Source organism: Ralstonia sp. UNC404CL21Col (assembly GCF_000620465.1).
Lineage (GTDB): Bacteria > Pseudomonadota > Gammaproteobacteria > Burkholderiales > Burkholderiaceae > Ralstonia > Ralstonia flatus.
In genome coordinates, this window is sequence record NZ_JIBE01000004.1 from 758,111 (window position 1) to 773,917 (window position 15,807).

Annotated in this window: 15 protein-coding genes; 10 read left to right on the forward strand and 5 right to left on the reverse strand. The window is 66.5% G+C overall.

Translation table 11 applies throughout. The annotated features are described in order from the left end of the window. The first annotated feature begins 156 nt into the window (after nucleotides 1–156). From N511_RS0111500 to pcp, 3 genes are all read left to right on the forward strand, one after another. On the forward strand, nucleotides 157–1,746 hold the full coding sequence (locus N511_RS0111500) for a hypothetical protein (protein WP_027679425.1): 1,590 nt from the start codon (nucleotides 157–159) through the stop codon (nucleotides 1,744–1,746). Between the two features lie 106 nt (nucleotides 1,747–1,852). Continuing rightward, nucleotides 1,853–2,272 carry a MarR family winged helix-turn-helix transcriptional regulator gene (locus N511_RS0111505; protein WP_027679426.1) on the forward strand — a complete coding sequence of 140 codons (420 nt, stop codon included), beginning with the start codon at nucleotides 1,853–1,855 and terminating at the stop codon, nucleotides 2,270–2,272. A 79-nt stretch (nucleotides 2,273–2,351) separates the two neighbouring features. Next, nucleotides 2,352–2,999, forward strand: coding sequence for a pyroglutamyl-peptidase I (pcp, locus tag N511_RS0111510; protein WP_027679427.1), 648 nt, complete (start codon nucleotides 2,352–2,354; stop codon nucleotides 2,997–2,999). A gap of 32 nt (nucleotides 3,000–3,031) precedes the next feature. Here pcp and N511_RS0111515 read toward each other — a convergent pair whose 3' ends face one another. Genes N511_RS0111515 through N511_RS0111525 form a run of 3 tightly spaced genes read right to left on the reverse strand, consistent with a single transcriptional unit; the run spans nucleotide 3,032 to nucleotide 4,598 of the window. Next, nucleotides 3,032–3,658, reverse strand: coding sequence for an FMN-dependent NADH-azoreductase (locus N511_RS0111515; protein WP_027679428.1), 627 nt, complete (start codon nucleotides 3,656–3,658; stop codon nucleotides 3,032–3,034). Then, nucleotides 3,655–4,104 (reverse strand): GNAT family N-acetyltransferase, encoded by a 450-nt coding sequence (locus N511_RS0111520; protein WP_027679429.1) that lies wholly within the window; start codon nucleotides 4,102–4,104, stop codon nucleotides 3,655–3,657. The genes N511_RS0111515 and N511_RS0111520 overlap by 4 nt, the downstream gene beginning before the upstream one ends. Continuing rightward, a complete protein-coding gene (locus tag N511_RS0111525; protein ID WP_027679430.1) occupies nucleotides 4,101–4,598 on the reverse strand; it encodes a carboxymuconolactone decarboxylase family protein in 498 nt (165 codons plus the stop codon). The genes N511_RS0111520 and N511_RS0111525 overlap by 4 nt, the downstream gene beginning before the upstream one ends. Before the next feature lie 76 nt (nucleotides 4,599–4,674). Between N511_RS0111525 and N511_RS0111530 the strand changes: the two genes are divergently transcribed. From N511_RS0111530 to N511_RS0111540, 3 genes are all read left to right on the forward strand, one after another. Further along, on the forward strand, nucleotides 4,675–5,193 hold the full coding sequence (locus tag N511_RS0111530; protein WP_027679431.1) for a MarR family winged helix-turn-helix transcriptional regulator: 519 nt from the start codon (nucleotides 4,675–4,677) through the stop codon (nucleotides 5,191–5,193). Between the two features lie 116 nt (nucleotides 5,194–5,309). Continuing rightward, complete coding sequence (locus N511_RS0111535; RefSeq protein WP_027679432.1) at nucleotides 5,310–5,978, forward strand: PadR family transcriptional regulator; 669 nt, start codon at nucleotides 5,310–5,312, stop codon at nucleotides 5,976–5,978. Between the two features lie 90 nt (nucleotides 5,979–6,068). Next, nucleotides 6,069–6,890: a siderophore-interacting protein gene (locus N511_RS0111540; RefSeq protein ID WP_027679433.1), complete on the forward strand. Its 822-nt coding sequence runs from the start codon at nucleotides 6,069–6,071 to the stop codon at nucleotides 6,888–6,890. Nucleotides 6,891–6,903: 13 nt separating this feature from the next. On the opposite strand, the gene N511_RS0111545 is transcribed toward N511_RS0111540, so the two are convergent. Beyond that, nucleotides 6,904–7,155, reverse strand: a complete 252-nt coding sequence (locus N511_RS0111545; RefSeq protein WP_027679434.1) for a hypothetical protein — start codon at nucleotides 7,153–7,155, stop codon at nucleotides 6,904–6,906. A 215-nt stretch (nucleotides 7,156–7,370) separates the two neighbouring features. Between N511_RS0111545 and N511_RS0111550 the strand changes: the two genes are divergently transcribed. After that, nucleotides 7,371–8,960, forward strand: a complete 1,590-nt coding sequence (locus N511_RS0111550) for a methyl-accepting chemotaxis protein (RefSeq protein WP_027679435.1) — start codon at nucleotides 7,371–7,373, stop codon at nucleotides 8,958–8,960. A 21-nt stretch (nucleotides 8,961–8,981) separates the two neighbouring features. On the opposite strand, the gene N511_RS0111555 is transcribed toward N511_RS0111550, so the two are convergent. Further along, nucleotides 8,982–12,533, reverse strand: coding sequence for an EAL domain-containing protein (locus N511_RS0111555; protein ID WP_027679436.1), 3,552 nt, complete (start codon nucleotides 12,531–12,533; stop codon nucleotides 8,982–8,984). Between the two features lie 683 nt (nucleotides 12,534–13,216). Between N511_RS0111555 and N511_RS0111560 the strand changes: the two genes are divergently transcribed. Genes N511_RS0111560 through N511_RS0111570 form a run of 3 tightly spaced genes read left to right on the forward strand, consistent with a single transcriptional unit; the run spans nucleotide 13,217 to nucleotide 15,754 of the window. Beyond that, on the forward strand, nucleotides 13,217–13,525 hold the full coding sequence (locus tag N511_RS0111560) for a FeoA family protein (protein WP_027679437.1): 309 nt from the start codon (nucleotides 13,217–13,219) through the stop codon (nucleotides 13,523–13,525). 46 nt (nucleotides 13,526–13,571) lie between these two features. Next, on the forward strand, nucleotides 13,572–15,437 hold the full coding sequence (gene feoB, locus N511_RS0111565) for a ferrous iron transport protein B (protein ID WP_027679438.1): 1,866 nt from the start codon (nucleotides 13,572–13,574) through the stop codon (nucleotides 15,435–15,437). Then, entirely contained in the window at nucleotides 15,434–15,754 is a 321-nt protein-coding gene (locus N511_RS0111570) for a DUF6587 family protein (protein WP_027679439.1), read from the forward strand. Before feoB ends, N511_RS0111570 begins: the two co-directional genes overlap by 4 nt. Nucleotides 15,755–15,807: the final 53 nt, after the last annotated feature.

Below are 15,807 nucleotides of genomic sequence, written 5' to 3' on the forward strand. Positions count from 1 at the left end.
CGCGTCGATGCGGACAAGAGCCGGCGCTGCGCATCGTAGGGAGCGCGCCATGCAGCCGCCAGCGTGCAAGGCAAGCCTCACGTCACGCGCGTAACGCCTGTAACAATGAGCTTGGCGCACAATGGCGCCACGTTTTCGCTTCGCCCGATTGTTTGCATGACGCCTCCGCCCCTGCCCGCCCTCCATGTCGAGCTGACCACGCCGCAAACCGTCGACGGCCGGCGTGCGCCGTTCCAGAGCCTGTGGCTGCTGGTGCGACTGGCCTACGCCTATCGTCTGTCGCCGGAACAACCGCTGGTGCGACTGGCCGACCTGCGCGGTGCCGTATCGGACGCCAGCACGCAGCGCATGATGATCAGCCGCGCCTTTCGCGACTGGCAGAACTGGGGCGTGCAAGCCGGCTGGGGCGAACAGCGCGATCGCGAGCCGCGCTTTCTCAACGCAGACAAGCGCAGCCAGGGCCCGTTCTGGCTTACGCCCGAAGACGCGGCGCGCGTGATCTGCCTGGTGGAAGGACGGATTGCCGATGACACCGATGTGCGCACCTTCCTCGGTATCGCCGCGCCGGAGGGCAGCCCAGATATCGGCGCTGAACCCAACGCCAGCGCACTGTCCGGGCCTGCACCCGGCACGCCAAATCCGGCTTTCTGGCACGCCTTTCTGACGGCGCGCCACGCCATGCGCGAAGGCCGCCTGCTGCATGCGCTGAGCACCGGCACGAGCACCGGCACAAGCGCCTCCGACACCGAGCGCGGCGGCGCCCTGCTCGCCTTGCGCCACGCCGGCGACGCCGCGGACAACGACTTCCAGCGCGCCCTCGTCACCCTGGGCGAGGCAATGGCCGCGCGCCGGCTGGGCGACTCGACACGCGCCAGCGCCTTGCTCTCGCAACTGCGCGCGCACCGCCGGCAGCGCCATGTGCTGGGCAACGATTACCTCGCGGCCATGGAGCGCATCGTCACCGCATGGTGCGCGTATGACCGGCGCGACCTCGACCTTGCCGCGGGCCTGCTCGCGCGCCTGGCCGACGCCGAACCCGGCCGCAGCCTGCTGCGCTATCACCCGCAGATCCGTTTCGAGTGGAACAACCTGAGCGCACTCATCGAACGCGCCCGCCTGCTCTACGCCGATGCCGACGGCATTGCATCGGACGTACGCGCCCAGGCCGCGCAGCGCATCGTCGCGCAGTTCGAAACCGCGCTGGCTGCCGCGCTGGAAAGCCAGGCCTCCGACGCCGTGCAGCAAGTAGCCGCCAACCTCGGCATGACGTGCTGGCTGCTGCGCGATGTGCTTGGCAACGCGGTGCATGCCGACGGCACGGTCGATGCCGTCCGTTGGCTGGCCATGAGCGAATGGCAGGCGCTGCGCAACGGCGGGCCACTGCAATCAGCGTGGAACGCCATCGCACTCATGCGCATTGCACGCGCCGACACAAGCCGCACTGCGCTCACGTTGACCGACCTGCGCACGCAGGCCGGACCGTTTGCCGAAGCCTTTGACGCGCGCTACTGGCCCCAGCGCTGGACCGACGTGGCGGCGCTGCGTCTGCGCGAGCACGACAGTGGCCGTCATCGCTATGGCCACGTCCAAGTGAGCGGCTTGCTTCTGGAGCTGGCGTGGTTTGCCCACGCAGACCGCGATCACGCCACCGCGCGCACGACGATGGAGCGCCTCTCGCAAACCATGCAAGACCTGGCACCGCACGATCGCGCGTACTTCGTCCAGGCACTGAAGCAGCTGACGTAGATGGCGGAAACGCCGCCCTGAGCCGTACGCCGTGCTTCACTCCCAGCAGATCGATGGATGGATAAATTCGTTGCATCCCTAACGATCCGTCGCTAGACTGCCGCACATGTTTGATCACTGCCTGTACTTCAACACCACCGCGCTGGCGCGCTCCGTCGAACGCGAATGGGCGGCAGCGTACGCGCCGTTCGGCCTGACGCCGCCGCAAGGCTTTGTGCTGCGCGTGGTGCTCAAACGGCCCGGCGTGCTCAATCGCGAACTGGCCGAAGTGCTGGGCATTGCGCGGCCCACGGCCACGCGTCTCGTCGATGGCTTGGTCGCCAAGGGGCTGGTGGAGCGCCAGCCGTCCGCAGAGGATGGCCGCGAGTGGAACCTGTTCCCCACGGAAGCGGCCCGAGCAGTGGAAGCCGCGCTGCAGGCGGCCAGCGCCAAGGTGGCGCGGCGCTTGCGCGAGCACGTCGGCGCAAGCGCGTTCGACGATACGGTGCAGGCTATCCGCGACGTTCGGAGTGCACTGAACACGTAAGACAAACGGGGGCGGCCATGGCCGCCTTTTTGATCGGAAAATAGTTGCATCGCTACGCATATCAACCAGGAGCGCGCGCATGACTACCGTTCTCGTCACCGGCATCGAGCCGTTTGAATCCGACCCCACCAACCCTTCGTGGGACATCGCGCAGGCACTCGACGGCACGCAGGTGGGCGGCGCGGTTATCGTGGCGCGGCAGCTGCCGTGCGTGTTTGGTCTCGCCAACGAACAATTGGTGGACGCCATCGAGGCAACATCGCCGACCCTGGTGTTCGCGCTCGGGTTGGCAACCGGCCGAACGGATATCTCGGTGGAGCGCGTGGCCATCAACGTGATCGACGCACGCATTCCGGACAACGCCGGCAATCAGCCCGTCGATACGCCTGTGGTGCCCGATGGGCCGGCGGCGTACTTTTCCACGCTGCCGATCAAAGCGATCGTGCAAACGCTGCGCGAGGCCGGCGTGCCGGCGGGCGTGTCGCAAAGTGCCGGCACCTACAACTGCAACCACCTGTTCTACGGTTTGATGCACCACATCGCCACCCGCGCGCCGCACGTGCGCGGCGGCTTCATTCACGTGCCAACCACGCCCCAGCTGGCGGCCCTGCATGCGGGCCGGCCCAGTCTGTCGATCGATACGCAAATCGAAGGGATTCGTCTGGCGGTGCGTACAGCGCTGGCCACGCGCGCAGATGTGAAGGTCAGTGGCGGGGCCGTCCACTGACACGTGCACCGCCGTGGCCGGGCCCGACGCAATCAGGCAACCAGCGGCATGAGCAACATCCGCGCGGCCAGTTCCTGCCGGAACCCTTCGAAGGCCTGCATGGCGGAATCGGCGCCGCGCGCGGTGTTCTGCAAGCGGATGCCGGCAACTTGATGGATGCCCACCGTGGCAAACACGTACCGCAGATACGGCATCAGGAAATCGGTCTGCGCGTGGGCACCATCGAAGTTGCCGCCGGAGGCGGACACCACCAGCACCGAGCGATCGGTCAGCGTGCCGACCTTGCCCTTTGGCGTGCGGCGAAACGTGCGCTCGGGCCGCACCACCAGATCGATCCACGCCTTCAGCGCCGAAGGCACCGTGTAGTTGTGCACCGGCGTAGAGATCAGCACGGCGTCCGCCGCCTCCAGCTCGCCGATCAGCGTTTCCGACAGGGCAAGTTGCGCGCGATGCGCTGCGGTGCGCTCGGCGTCGGGCATGAGGCTGGCCTCGACAAAACCGGCATCGGGATGCGGCAGCGGCGTCGCCGCCAGGTCGCGCTCGATGATGCGCAGGCCACCGGAGGCTTGCGCCAGTTGCGCAATCACGAACTGCGCACCGCGCCGACTGTGCGAGCGATCGTCGCGGGGGCTCACGGCCACATGCAGCAGGGTTGTCATCGCGTTGCTCCAGGTTGCGTGTTCATGCCGAACCGCAACGCACCCGCGAGCAGCCCGTTGCGGTAATAAAAGCGGTGGCCAAGCACGTTGGACAGCGGCGTGTCGAGCACCAGCCTCGCACAGCCCAGACGCTCCGCTTCGGCCTTGAGATGGTCCATCAGGACGTTGCCGAGACCACTGCTGCGCAGCTTGGCATCGGTCACGAGATCGTCGACATACAGGAACGGCCCGTAGACGAGGTTTTCCTGCTGGCGATAGCCCGCCAGGGCAACCGGCGCGCCGTCACGCCAGACGGCGATGAGGCGATAGCCGTCTTCCACCTGCCGGCGCCAGCGCGCGGCCAGTTCGTCTGCGTCGGCAAGGTGCGGCCGCAATTGATGCATGAGGGGAAAGCACGCACGCAGCGCGGCTTCGTCTTCGATGGGGCGGATGGCGTCCATGGTCATGCACCCTCCGCTGCCGCCGCGGCCGGCACCTGTGGCGCAAAACGCATCGCAACGGCAATGCGGTTCCACGCCTGGATGTTGGCGACAGCGGCCGTGAGAAAGGCGACTTCCGTCCGGGAAAAATGCTCGAGCACGGCATCGTATTCGTGGTCTTCCACGCCGTGGCCGGCGGCGCGGGCCAACGTGGTCAGCGCTTCCGTCCAGGCAAGCGCGGCGCGCTCCCGCGGGGTGAAAACGGCCGGCGTGTCGCGCCAGACCGCCACCAGATCCAGCTTGGCCGGCGCCACACGCAGCTTGCGCGCGAGGTTCAGGTGAAACTGCACGCAAAACGCGCAGCCGTTGATTTGCGAGGCGCGCAGCTTGACGAGTTCGGTCAGCGGTTTTTCCAGCCCAGAGGCGTCCACTGCCTTGCTGAGCGCCTGCAACGCCGGCGCCACGCCGACGGCAGTATCGACAAATTCCGAGTAATCCATGCGCGGGGAAAGATCTTCCATGGCTGGCTCCTGAAGGGGTTCGGGTGGGAGGAGTGGTAATATCAGTGTTCGAACATCATATTCGAACTCTTACATCATGAGCAAGCGCACCCCTGTTGCCACCCAGGAACACGACACATCCGCCAACGCGCCCGCCATTCCGGAGCCCGGCCAAGGCAAACGCGGCGAAGAGGGCTATCTTGGCTACCTGCTGCGCCAAGCCAGCGCCGCGCAGCGGTTGCGCATGGAGCGCGCCATGGCCGACGTGGGCGTCACACTGCCGCAATTCCTGGTGCTCACGATGCTCCGCGCCTACCCGGGCATCTCGAATGCCGACCTCGCCCGGCTCGCCATGCTGACGCCCCAGACGGTGAGCGTGATCGTCACCAACCTGGAGCGCAGCGGCGCTATCACCCGCCGGCCCCACGCCGTGCACGGCCGGATCCAGCACATCGACGTCACGCCGGAAGGTTCCGAGCTGCTCGCCGCGTGCCGAGACCGCTCTGGCGGCATCGAGCAGGATCTGGTCAATGGGTTCACGCCGGAAGAAGAAGAGGTGGTAAGGCGCTGGCTCGTACACGTCGCCAAGCTGGGCACCGAGAAACCTGCCGCCTGATCCGAGGCCGGTTTTTTTCCTGCCGCCGCCACGGATGTCCTTGACTTCTGGATGGCCGCCACTATCATGCGATGTATCTTAAGATATATCTGATGATGCTCTTCAGGAGAACGGCAATGCGCGGATGGTTTGGACATCACCCCAGAATGTGGATTGAGAAACACTTCATGATGGGCCGGCACGGTCATGGCGGCCATGGTTTCGGGCGCGGCATGGGCGGCTTTGGCGGCCCCGGCGGCTACGGAGAAGGCGATGACGAGGGCGGCAGCCCCTGGCGTGGCCGACGGCTCAGTTCAGCCGATCTGCAACTGGTGCTGCTGGCGCTCCTGAAAGGCACCCCGCGCCACGGCTATGAGTTGATCAAGGCGGTGGAAGAGCACTCGCTTGGTTTCTACACGCCAAGCCCGGGCATGGTCTACCCGGCCCTGTCGTACCTGGAAGATCACGGTTTTGCTTCCGTCACCGTCGAAGGCAACAAGAAGCGCTACGGCATCACGCCCGAAGGCGAAGCTTGGCTGGCCGAGCGCCAGAACAGCGCCGACGCCATCCTCGCGCAGCTGCGCGCCATGGGTGAGCGCGTCAAGCGCATGAACGAAGCCATGGCCTTCGACCGCGAAACCGACAACGCCGCCGAATGGACGGACACAGGCCACGACCCGCTGCGCACCGCGCGCTGGCGCCTGAAGTTTGCCCTCATGGAAAAACGCTTCGCTTCGCGCGAAGAACAGCAACGCGTGGCAGACATCCTGCTACGTGCCCTCAAGGAAATCACCGGCGAGCGGTAAGCGGCCAGCAGCATCTGTTCAGCCGCCCCGGGCGATGTTCGGTCGCCCGGGCCACCGCGTCGGTCCAGTCGGTTCATTCCGCAGCCATCTATGTTTGCCTTCAATCGCACACAAGGTCTCATGTCGCAGCTGCTCAGTTCTGTCAAACCCGCCACACGCCGCGTGCGTGTGCGCGCCATCCATACGTTGTCGCCCCGCATGCGCCGCGTGGTCTTTACCGGCGTGGCCGCCACGGATCTCGAGGATCTCGCCGAGGCGCCCCCCGGCGCCGCCATCAAGCTGATGTTTCCGCACGATCGCGCGGGCAGCGGCCGAACGCTCGGTCGGGCCTACACCATCCGCCGCTATCACGCGGCGCGCGGCGAACTCGAAATCGATTTCGTCGTGCACGACGAAACGCCCGCAGCCCAGCACGGCCCTGCCGCACGCTGGCTCGAGCATGCCGCGCCCGGCGATGAAGTCGAATTTGCTGGCCCGAAGCGCGGTTTCCGTGCCGATCCCGCCGCGCCTTGGACGCTGCTCATCGGCGACGAAACCGCGTTGCCTGCGATCTTCGCGATCCTGGAGACGCTGCCTGAGCACGCGCAGGTGCTGACCTACATCGCCATTGGCGACGCCCGCGCCCGGCTGCCGCTGGAAGGCGCCTTGGCCGCGCACCCGCGCAGCCGCAACATCCATTGGGTGGAAAGCGACACGGCGCACGCCGGCGCCATGATGGTCGGAGCGCTCAGCGCGCAAGCCATGCCGGCCGGCACGCCGCAGGTGTTCCTGGCCGGCGAGGCGTCGTTGCTCAAGCAGGTGCGCACGCTGCTCGAGGGCGCCTGGGCCGTCCCGCACGACGCCATCGACGCCAAGGGCTACTGGACAGCCGGCCTCTCGCGTGAAGAACGCAAGGCGAGCGAGGCGCGCTGATCTTCGCGTCGCGTCAGGTCGCGACTTCTGCCTGGGGTGTGGTGCCCCTCACCCACTCCCGCAACAGGCGCTGCCCGTGCAGCAGCGCCGCGTCCATCGCTTCGCGCGGCGAGCCGAAGGTGCATCCGGGCCGCACCGGCTGCGAGCCCGACAACGATTGCCCTTCGGCCCCGCGAAACACCACCTCCACGCGTGCCTCCCAGCCCCGCCCGCCGGCAGGCACCACGCGCGGGACGATTTCAACGTCTCCACAGATCTTGTGCACTCGTTCCTCCATCTGCAGCGCCTGGACGGCGCATTGCCAGCAACGTAGCAACGGCCATGCCAATCTGCGCCGCGCCCGGAATTTGATCCAGATCAACTCGCGGCGCCGGCATCACCTTTAGGCCGCCCGCAGCATGCCGATGCAAAGAAGGACAGCGAGCCTTTCAAGCTCACGCCTCCTTCCGATACTCCGCGCCCACGAAGCGCGGCACCACCATGCGCAAGAACCTGCCGGTCACCCCAGCCGAAACCGCCCTCAACCCGACGGACTACCTCATCTCCCGCACCGATCTCAAAGGCCGCATCGTCTTCGCCAATCCGGCGTTCGTGCGCATCAGCGGCTACACGCAGGAAGAGCTGGTCGGTGCGCCCCACAATCTCGTGCGCCACCCCGACATGCCCGAAGCCGCCTTCGCCGATTTGTGGGCCACGCTGCAAGCCGGCAAGGCGTGGCGCGGCTTCGTCAAGAACCGCCGCAAGGACGGCGGCTTCTACTGGGTGCTGGCCAACGTGACGCCGGTGTTTCAGAACAACGTGGTGGTCGGCTATACGTCGGTGCGTTCCATGGCGACGCCTGCGCAGATCGCGCGCGCGCAACGCGCCTATACCGCCATCAACGAAGGCGACACGTCGTACACCGTGCGCGCGGGCCGCATTCTGCGCACGGGATGGCGGCGCGCCGTCAATCTGTTCCAGATCGACAGCCTGCGCTTCAAGGTGATCGGGCTGCAGACGCTGATTGCATCGGCCATCCTGATCGGCACGGGATGGGCGCACATCGCGCTGGAAGCCGCCGATCTGCATGGCGCAGCGTGGCTCGTGTTCAGCCGCGACTGGCTGTGGCTCACCGGCGTGGGTTGCGCCGGGCTGGCGACGATGTCAGGCGTGCTGCTTGCACGCACGCTGATCCGACCGCTGGAAGAAGCCGCCACGCTTGCCACGCGACTGGCCGCCGGCGACCTGACCACCGTGGTCGAAGTCCGCTCCAGCGACGAGCTGGGCGAAGTCATGCGCGCCATGGGCACCATGCGCGCAAGCCTGTCGTCGATCGTGCGCGACATCCAGGACGGCGCCGCCAACGTCGCGCACAGCACGCTGCAGATTTCCGCCGGCAACCATGACCTCTCCGCCCGTACCGAGCAGCAGGCCGCCGCGCTGGAAGAAACCGCATCGAGCATGGAGGAGCTGACATCGATGGTCGCGCAGAATGCCGACCACGCCCGTGCCGCCAGCGCCCTCGCCGAAGAGGCCTCCACGATCGCGGCCGACGGCGGCCAGGTCGTGCAGCGCGTGGTGCAAACCATGGACGCCATCCGCGCCGACAGCCAGCGCGTGACCGAGATCATCGCCACCATCGAAAGCATCGCGTTCCAGACCAACATCCTTGCGCTGAACGCCGCGGTGGAAGCCGCCCGCGCGGGCGAAGAAGGCCGGGGCTTTGCAGTCGTTGCCGGCGAGGTGCGCAGTCTCGCTCAACGCAGCGCGCAGGCCGCCGCACAGAGCAAGGAGATCATCCGCGCATCCGACCAGTCCGTGCGCGACGGCGTTGATCTCGTCCACAAGGCCGGCGCCACCATGACGCAGATCGTGCAATCGGTGCAGACCGTCACGCAGCTCATGTCGGAAATCTCCGCCAGCTCGCGCGAGCAGAGCAGCGGCATTGCGCAGATCAATGCGTCGGTTTCGCAGCTCGATGGGGTTACGCAGCAGAACGCCACGCTGGTGGAAGAAGCGGCGGCCGCCACGTCGGTGCTGGCCCGCCAGTCGGAAGACCTGAAGCACGCCATCGCCGTGTTCCGCGCGTAGCGCCGCAGCGGCAGCGCTGCCTTACACGGTGAAGCGCGTGTCGCGTTCCAGCAAGGCCGTCACCGCCTCAGGCAACAGCGGCTCGCTGAAGTAATAGCCCTGCAGCACGTCGCATTGGTGGGAGGCCAGGAAGGCCGATTGCGCAGCATCTTCCACGCCTTCGGCACACACCTTCACGCCAAGGTTGTGGGCGAGCACCACGACGGTCGTGCAGATGGCAGCATCGTTGGAATCGCGATCGATGTCCTTGACGAAGGCGCGGTCGATCTTGATGAGGTCGATCGGCAAGCGCTTCAGATACGCCAGGCTCGAATACCCCGTGCCGAAATCGTCGATGGCAATGCGCACGCCAAGCTGGCGAATGGCCGTGAGGTCTTCAATGGTGCGCTCGGTGCCTTCCATCAGCATCGACTCGGTCACTTCCAATTCAAGGAAGCCGGAGCCGAGGCCGTACTGGCGCTGCAGCTTGAGCAGCGTCGGCAGCACGGTGCCGCGCTTGAACTGCAGCGGCGACACGTTCACCGCGAGCGTCAGGTCATCAGCCAGGCCGCGCTTGTGCCATTCGGCGCGTTGCTGCGCGGCTTCGGTCAAGACCCAGTTGCCGATCTCGACGATCAGCCCGCTCTCTTCGGCCACCGGAATGAACGCAGCCGGCGGCAGCAATCCGCGCGTCGGGTGAATCCAGCGAATCAGCGCTTCCAGCCCGCACACGCGGCCGGTTTTGGTGTCGATCTGTGGCTGGTACAGCAAGCGGAACTGGCCCTGCTCCAGCGCAGCACGAATCTGGTGCTCCAGATTCAGCCGGTACGACACGCCGATATCCATTTCCGGCGCGAAGAATTCCAGGCGGTTGCGGCCGTTCTGTTTGGCGTAGTACATCGCCATTTCGGCATGGCGGATGAGGCTATCGGCGTCGGCGCCGTGCGCCGGGTATTCGGCCACGCCGATGCTTGCCGTCACGAACACCTCGTGCCCTTCCACACGCACCGGCTCGGCAAACAGATCAAAGCCGAAGTCGACGCCGCGCGAACCGGCGTGCGAGATCACCAATGCAAACACGTCGCCGCCAAAGCGTGCAACGGTGTCCACCGTATCGGCGGCATCGCGCAGGCGCTCGGCCACCCGGCGCAGCACCTCGTCGCCCAGCAGGTGGCCGAGGCTGTCGTTGACGACCTTGAAACGATCGATATTGACGAGCGCGACATAGAAGCGGCTGCGCTGGCGGGCGGCCATTTCCACCGACTGCTGCACCCGGTCGGCTAGCAGCGTGCGGTTGGGCAGCCCCGTGAGGGGGTCGATGGTGGCGTGCTGGGCCAGGCGCGTGCGCGTCATCTCTTGCTCGGTCACGTCATCCTGGATGCCGACGTAGTGCGTCACCGCGCCCTTGGCGTCGCGCACCGGCGAGAGCAGGAAGTTGTTCAGGAACGCGTGGCCGTCCTTGCGGAAATTGCGCAGCAGCACGCGGATCTCGCTCTCGTCGCGCAGCGCGGTCCGCACCTCGTTCAGCGCGGGCTGCCCAGGCTCGGACGAATGCAGGAAGCGCGCGTTGCGGCCCAGCACTTCTTCTGCGCGATACCCCGTCATGCGCTCGAAGCCGGGGTTCACATACACGATCGGCAGGTCAGGCTCCTGTGCGTCGGCCACGGTAATGCCCGACGGCACCGATTCGACCACGCGGCGCAGCAGGCGCAGCTGCTCGTCGGATTCACGCCGCTCGGTGATGTCCTGCATGGTGCCGAACAGCGCGATGACCTCGTCGCGCTCGTTGCGCTCGATGTTGCCGCGCGAAAGCACCCAGCGGTGCTCACCGTCGCGGCGGATCATCTCCAGCTCCAGCGAGTACGGCTCTCCTTCGGTTACGGCGCGGCTCGCGGCATCGCGCAGACGGTTATAGCTGTCGGCGGTAAAGAACTGCGCCTGCTGGGCGAAGGCCGGCGGCGCACCGGGCGGCATGCCCGTCAACACGTACATGCCCGACGACCATGTCGTCGAGTCACGCAGCACATCCCAGCGCCAACTGCCGAGGAGCGCAATCTGCTCCGCCACGCTCAGGTTCGCTTCGCTGCTGCGCAGTTCCTGCTCGATCGCGGAGCGCTGCGAGATGTCGGTCACCCCGCCGACCATGCGCACGGCGCGGCCGTCCTGATCGCGATACAGGCTCGCGCGAATTTCCACCGTGCGCGTGGCGCGATTGGCGTCGATCACTCGGCAGACGTGCTGCCAGCTGTCACGGTCCGAATTCAGTACGGCGCGCAGGTCCTGGGCGAAGGCATCGACATCGTCCGGATGTACGAACTGGTGGAAGGTCAGCGTGCGCGAGGTGCCGCCCCCGGTGCCATCGTCGTCGCCCTGGCCGAGCAGGGCATCGCTGCCCAGCAGCCGATGCAGGCTGGCGTTGGCCCAGGATTCGCCGGTCGCGATATCCCAGTCGAAGATCCAGTCGTTGGTCGCGCGCGCCACGCGCTGGAAGCGTTCGGTCAGGCGGTGGACCGTGGCGTCGTGGCGCTGGATGGCGGCGCGCATTTCGTTGAAGGTGCGCTCCAGCAGCGAGAGTTCATCGCGCGAGGCGCCGTGCTCGGGCACGCGCGCCGAAAAATCGCCGGTTGCGTAGTGGCGCGCGGCGTCGACGAGCGCGTCGATGCGCGGCATGACCATCCGCCGCAGCGCCATCTGGATCAGCGCGAGCAGCATCACGACCATCAGCAGAATGGCGCCCCCGCCGGCCAGCGTCACGTTGCGCTGCTGGCGAACGATGTCGGTGGCATCCACGCCGCGCACGATGCGCAGATGCCCGCCGGCAGCATGCGGCACCACCATGGCGGCGTAGGCGCGGCGCACGCCGTCGGTGTCGTCCAGCAGCAGCGGCTCGCCGGGCTGCTGCCCCGCCGAAGCCAGGAGCGGCCCGCGCACAACGGCCGGCACTTGCGCCGCAGCCAAGGTGCCGTGATTCGAGAGCACGTTGCCGTCCGCATCCACCAGATAGACCGGCGCTTCCGGCACGCCTTCAATGGCGGCCGCAATCAGCGCGCTTTGCCGTACGGCCGCATACGCCACGCCGCGGATGGCGCCGTCGCCGCCTGCCATCGGCCGCGCCAAAATCAGGACCGCCTGGCTGGAGGCGCGCCCGGTCACGAACGTCGACAAGGAAGACCGCCCCGTCGCCAGGATCTCGTTCAGGTAAGGCCGGTCCGACAGATCGATGCCAAGCTTCGCTGTGTCCGGCGTGCATACCAGCTTGCGGTGCACATCGATGATGCCGAGGTTCGCGAGTTCGCTCTGGTTATGGAAGACGCGGTTGACGAAGCTGCTGCACTCTTGCGGCTCCATGCGCAGCGCCGAATCGTCGGCAAGCACCACCGAGAGAAGCGTATTGGCGTTGGAGAGCACCATGCCGACGCGCGCCGCGGCGGCCTCCGTTTCGTGGGTCAGGTGCTGGGCAAGGTGGTCATTGAGCCGGTCACGGTAAAGCGCCACACCGGCAATCGCCACGACGATGGCCGGCAAGGCGGCCACCGCGGCCAAGGCGAGCAAGCGGCCGCGCAACGTGGTGGGAAAGAGAGCGTGCTTCGGCACTTGAATGACCGGTAGAGCCTTATGTGGAGAGCGGATGCACTCTGCGGTTGCACGATGCGCGGCTCAAGGACCATCCCTCGGCGCACGATGCAGTTGCGGCATCGTGCCGGCTGACGGCTGACGCAGTGCGCAAGCATTTTGCTTGCAATTCCTATCGCACGCAACTTGTGGATAGTCTGTAGTCGACCCGGCCGCAAATCGGCGTGGCAGGCCGCGCGAGGGGTGATGGCAGTGTATGCAGTGTGGCGCGCCAACTGTCGTTGCCGCTGCCTTGGCCGACCGCGATGCACGTCCAGGGCTGCAGCATGGGCACCGCTTGGAGCAGGTCGCTGCGCGGGGCACGCGCCCATAGAAAAAGCCACCGGATAGCGGTATCCGGTGGCTTCAAGAATACGCTTTGAACGGGGAAGTTCAGCGCAGTTGAAGGATAGGCAAGGCCCCCGGTCAGGCCAATACCCAGGATAGGGTAATTTGGGAAAAACCCTGCATGGGCAGCGGATTTGGTCGCTCGCCCCTTCCGCGTGTGCCTTCCGCACAACGCCCGGATCCGTAACAACCGTCCTCCGAAATATCCATCCTGGCGACCAGGTGCCGCAGCCCGTCACATGGGATGTTGCGTTATAATGAAAACGATTCGCATTTAGCTTCTTTGCTGTACCACGTTAAGTTAACGATCACGCACGATGCGGCTTTCCGAGCTTTCCCGCCGGGCGACGGCGGTGGTGGATCACGTTGAAGACCGTGAACCCGCCGATCCCATCAGCCAACGCCTGCGCGAACTCGGGTTCGTGACGGGCGAAGAGGTGCGCGTGGTGGCCGTCGGTCCTTTCGGCGGCGACCCGCTCGTCGTGCAGGTGGGCTTTACCCGCTTTGCACTGCGCCGCCAGGAGGCTGCCCGCGTGCGCGTGCACGCCGAACCGGCCACGCAACCCGCCGCCGCCATCACCGCGCCCGAAACGGCCCCGCCCGCAAAGGTGCGCGAGGCGGCATAGCCCGCCTCCCATTGCCGCAGCTTTACGGCTCCGCTTATCCGGCTTCATGCAGATGCACGCTTCTTCCTCCTCCGCTTCCACCCCCGCATTGCGCGTTGCCCTGGTGGGCAACCCCAACTGCGGCAAGACCGCGCTGTTCAACCTGCTGACGGGCAGCCGCCAGAAGGTCGCCAACTATGCGGGCGTGACGGTCGAGCGCAAGGAAGGCCGCTTTACCGCCCCGTCGGGCCGCCATGTGCAGATTCTCGATCTGCCCGGCGCCTACAGCCTGGTCGCCACCAGCCCGGACGAGGCCATCACGCGCGATATCTGCCTTGGCACGTTCCGCGGCGAGTCGCGCCCCGACATGCTGATCTGCGTGGTCGACGCCACCAACCTCCGACTGCACCTGCGCTTCGTGCTGGAACTGCAGCGCCTCGGCTTGCCGATGGTGCTGGCGCTGAACATGGTCGATGCGGCCGAGCGGCGCGGCATCCGCATCGACCGCGCCAAGCTGGAAGCCGCCCTCGGCGTACCCGTGGTGCAGACCGTGGCCATCAAACGCAATGGCGCGGCCGACCTTGTCGCCCATATCGATCACGAACAGCTGCCGGCCGTGCCGGTCGGGCTACCGGCCGATGCAGATCCGCACGTCGAAGTGAAGCGCCTGCTCGATACCGCCGTGACCATGCCACGCAGCACGGCCGAGCTGGACGACCGGCTCGACCGCATCGTCCTGCACCCGGTGCTGGGCCTGATGCTGCTGGCCGTGCTGATGTTCTTCATGTTCCAGGCGGTGTTCTCGTGGGCGCAGCCGCTCATGGACGGCATCCAGGGTGCCGTGGAAGCCGTGGGCGTGTGGGTCGGCAACGTCATGCCCGACGGCATGCTCAAGAGCCTGCTGGTCAACGGCATCATCGCCGGCACGGGCAGCGTGCTGGTGTTCCTGCCGCAGATCCTGATCCTGTTCTTCTTCATCCTGTCGCTGGAAGAATCGGGCTATTTGCCGCGCGCGGCCTTCCTGCTCGACCGGTTGATGGCGGGCGCGGGGTTGTCGGGGCGCTCGTTCATTCCGTTGCTGTCGAGTTTCGCGTGCGCGATTCCCGGCGTGATGGCCACGCGCACGATTCAGGATCCGCGCGACCGCCTGGTGACAATTCTCGTGGCGCCGCTGATGACCTGCTCGGCGCGGCTGCCCGTGTATGCGCTGCTGATCGGCGCGTTCATCCCGGTGCGGCAGGTGTGGGGCCTGTTCAATCTGCAGGGGCTGGTGCTGTTCGGACTGTACATGGCGGGCATCGTGTCGGCGCTGGTCGTGGCCTATGTGCTCAAGTACCTGAAGCGCGATCGCAACGAGCACCCGCTCATTCTCGAATTGCCGTCGTACCGTCTGCCCAGCGTGCGCAACCTGATCGTCGGCCTCGTCGAACGGGCGCGCATTTTCCTGCGCCGCATCGGCACGGTCATCCTCAAGATGATGGTGGTGCTGTGGTTCCTTTCGACGTTCCCGGCACCGCCGGCCAACGCCACGCTGCCGGCCATCGATTACAGCTTTGCCGGGATGATCGGCCGTGCGCTTGAAGTCGTGTTCGCGCCGATCGGCTTCACGTGGCAGATGTGTATTGCGCTGATCCCGGGCATGGCCGCACGTGAGGTGGCCGTGGGCGCGCTGGCGACGGTGTACTCGCTGTCGGCAACGCATGAAGATGCGGCTGCGCAGCTGGCGCCGATCATCTCGCAGCAATGGTCGCTGGCCACGGCATTGGCCTTCCTGGCTTGGTACGTCTACGCGCCGCAGTGCATCTCGACGCTGGCCACCATCCGCCGCGAGACCAACTCGTGGAAGGTCATGGCGGGCACCGCCGGCTACCTTTTCGCGCTGGCCTACCTGGCCGCTTTCGCCACCTACCAGATCGCACGGGTGCTGACATGAGCGTGTACCACGTTGTCGAAACCGGCGTTGTCGCCACCGTCGTGGCGCTGAGCGCGTTGTCGCTGACCGGCCGCTATGCGCCAGCGATGCGCGCCCGCACGGCGGCGCGCGTGGCAGGCTGGTGTGATCGGCCGTCGCGGCCGGGCTGGATGCGCGCCTTCGGGCAGCGCTTGCTCACGCCGGGCGAGTCGCCTTCCTGCCACTCCGATCCGCTGTCGGGCAGCGCATGCGGCAGCGGTTGCAGCGGCTGCGCCTCGGGTGAATCGGCATCCGCCGCGCCGGCCGAACAGCCGATCCACTTCGTGCGGCGCAAATAACAGCCGACGCAACGCCACAACACTCACGGGCTCGCATCACGCGGGCCCGTTTT

Excerpts from the sequence above, each read along its gene's own strand:
- N511_RS0111500 (WP_027679425.1), top strand. The coding sequence starts at position 157 with ATGACGCCTCCGCCCCTGCCCGCCCTCCATGTCGAGCTGACCACGCCG.
- N511_RS0111505 (WP_027679426.1), top strand. The coding sequence starts at position 1,853 with ATGTTTGATCACTGCCTGTACTTCAACACCACCGCGCTGGCGCGCTCC.
- pcp (WP_027679427.1), top strand. The coding sequence starts at position 2,352 with ATGACTACCGTTCTCGTCACCGGCATCGAGCCGTTTGAATCCGACCCC.
- N511_RS0111515 (WP_027679428.1), bottom strand. The coding sequence starts at position 3,658 with ATGACAACCCTGCTGCATGTGGCCGTGAGCCCCCGCGACGATCGCTCG.
- N511_RS0111520 (WP_027679429.1), bottom strand. The coding sequence starts at position 4,104 with ATGACCATGGACGCCATCCGCCCCATCGAAGACGAAGCCGCGCTGCGT.
- N511_RS0111525 (WP_027679430.1), bottom strand. The coding sequence starts at position 4,598 with ATGGAAGATCTTTCCCCGCGCATGGATTACTCGGAATTTGTCGATACT.
- N511_RS0111530 (WP_027679431.1), top strand. The coding sequence starts at position 4,675 with ATGAGCAAGCGCACCCCTGTTGCCACCCAGGAACACGACACATCCGCC.
- N511_RS0111535 (WP_027679432.1), top strand. The coding sequence starts at position 5,310 with ATGCGCGGATGGTTTGGACATCACCCCAGAATGTGGATTGAGAAACAC.
- N511_RS0111540 (WP_027679433.1), top strand. The coding sequence starts at position 6,069 with ATGTTTGCCTTCAATCGCACACAAGGTCTCATGTCGCAGCTGCTCAGT.
- N511_RS0111550 (WP_027679435.1), top strand. The coding sequence starts at position 7,371 with ATGCGCAAGAACCTGCCGGTCACCCCAGCCGAAACCGCCCTCAACCCG.
- N511_RS0111560 (WP_027679437.1), top strand. The coding sequence starts at position 13,217 with ATGCGGCTTTCCGAGCTTTCCCGCCGGGCGACGGCGGTGGTGGATCAC.
- feoB (WP_027679438.1), top strand. The coding sequence starts at position 13,572 with ATGCAGATGCACGCTTCTTCCTCCTCCGCTTCCACCCCCGCATTGCGC.
- N511_RS0111570 (WP_027679439.1), top strand. The coding sequence starts at position 15,434 with ATGAGCGTGTACCACGTTGTCGAAACCGGCGTTGTCGCCACCGTCGTG.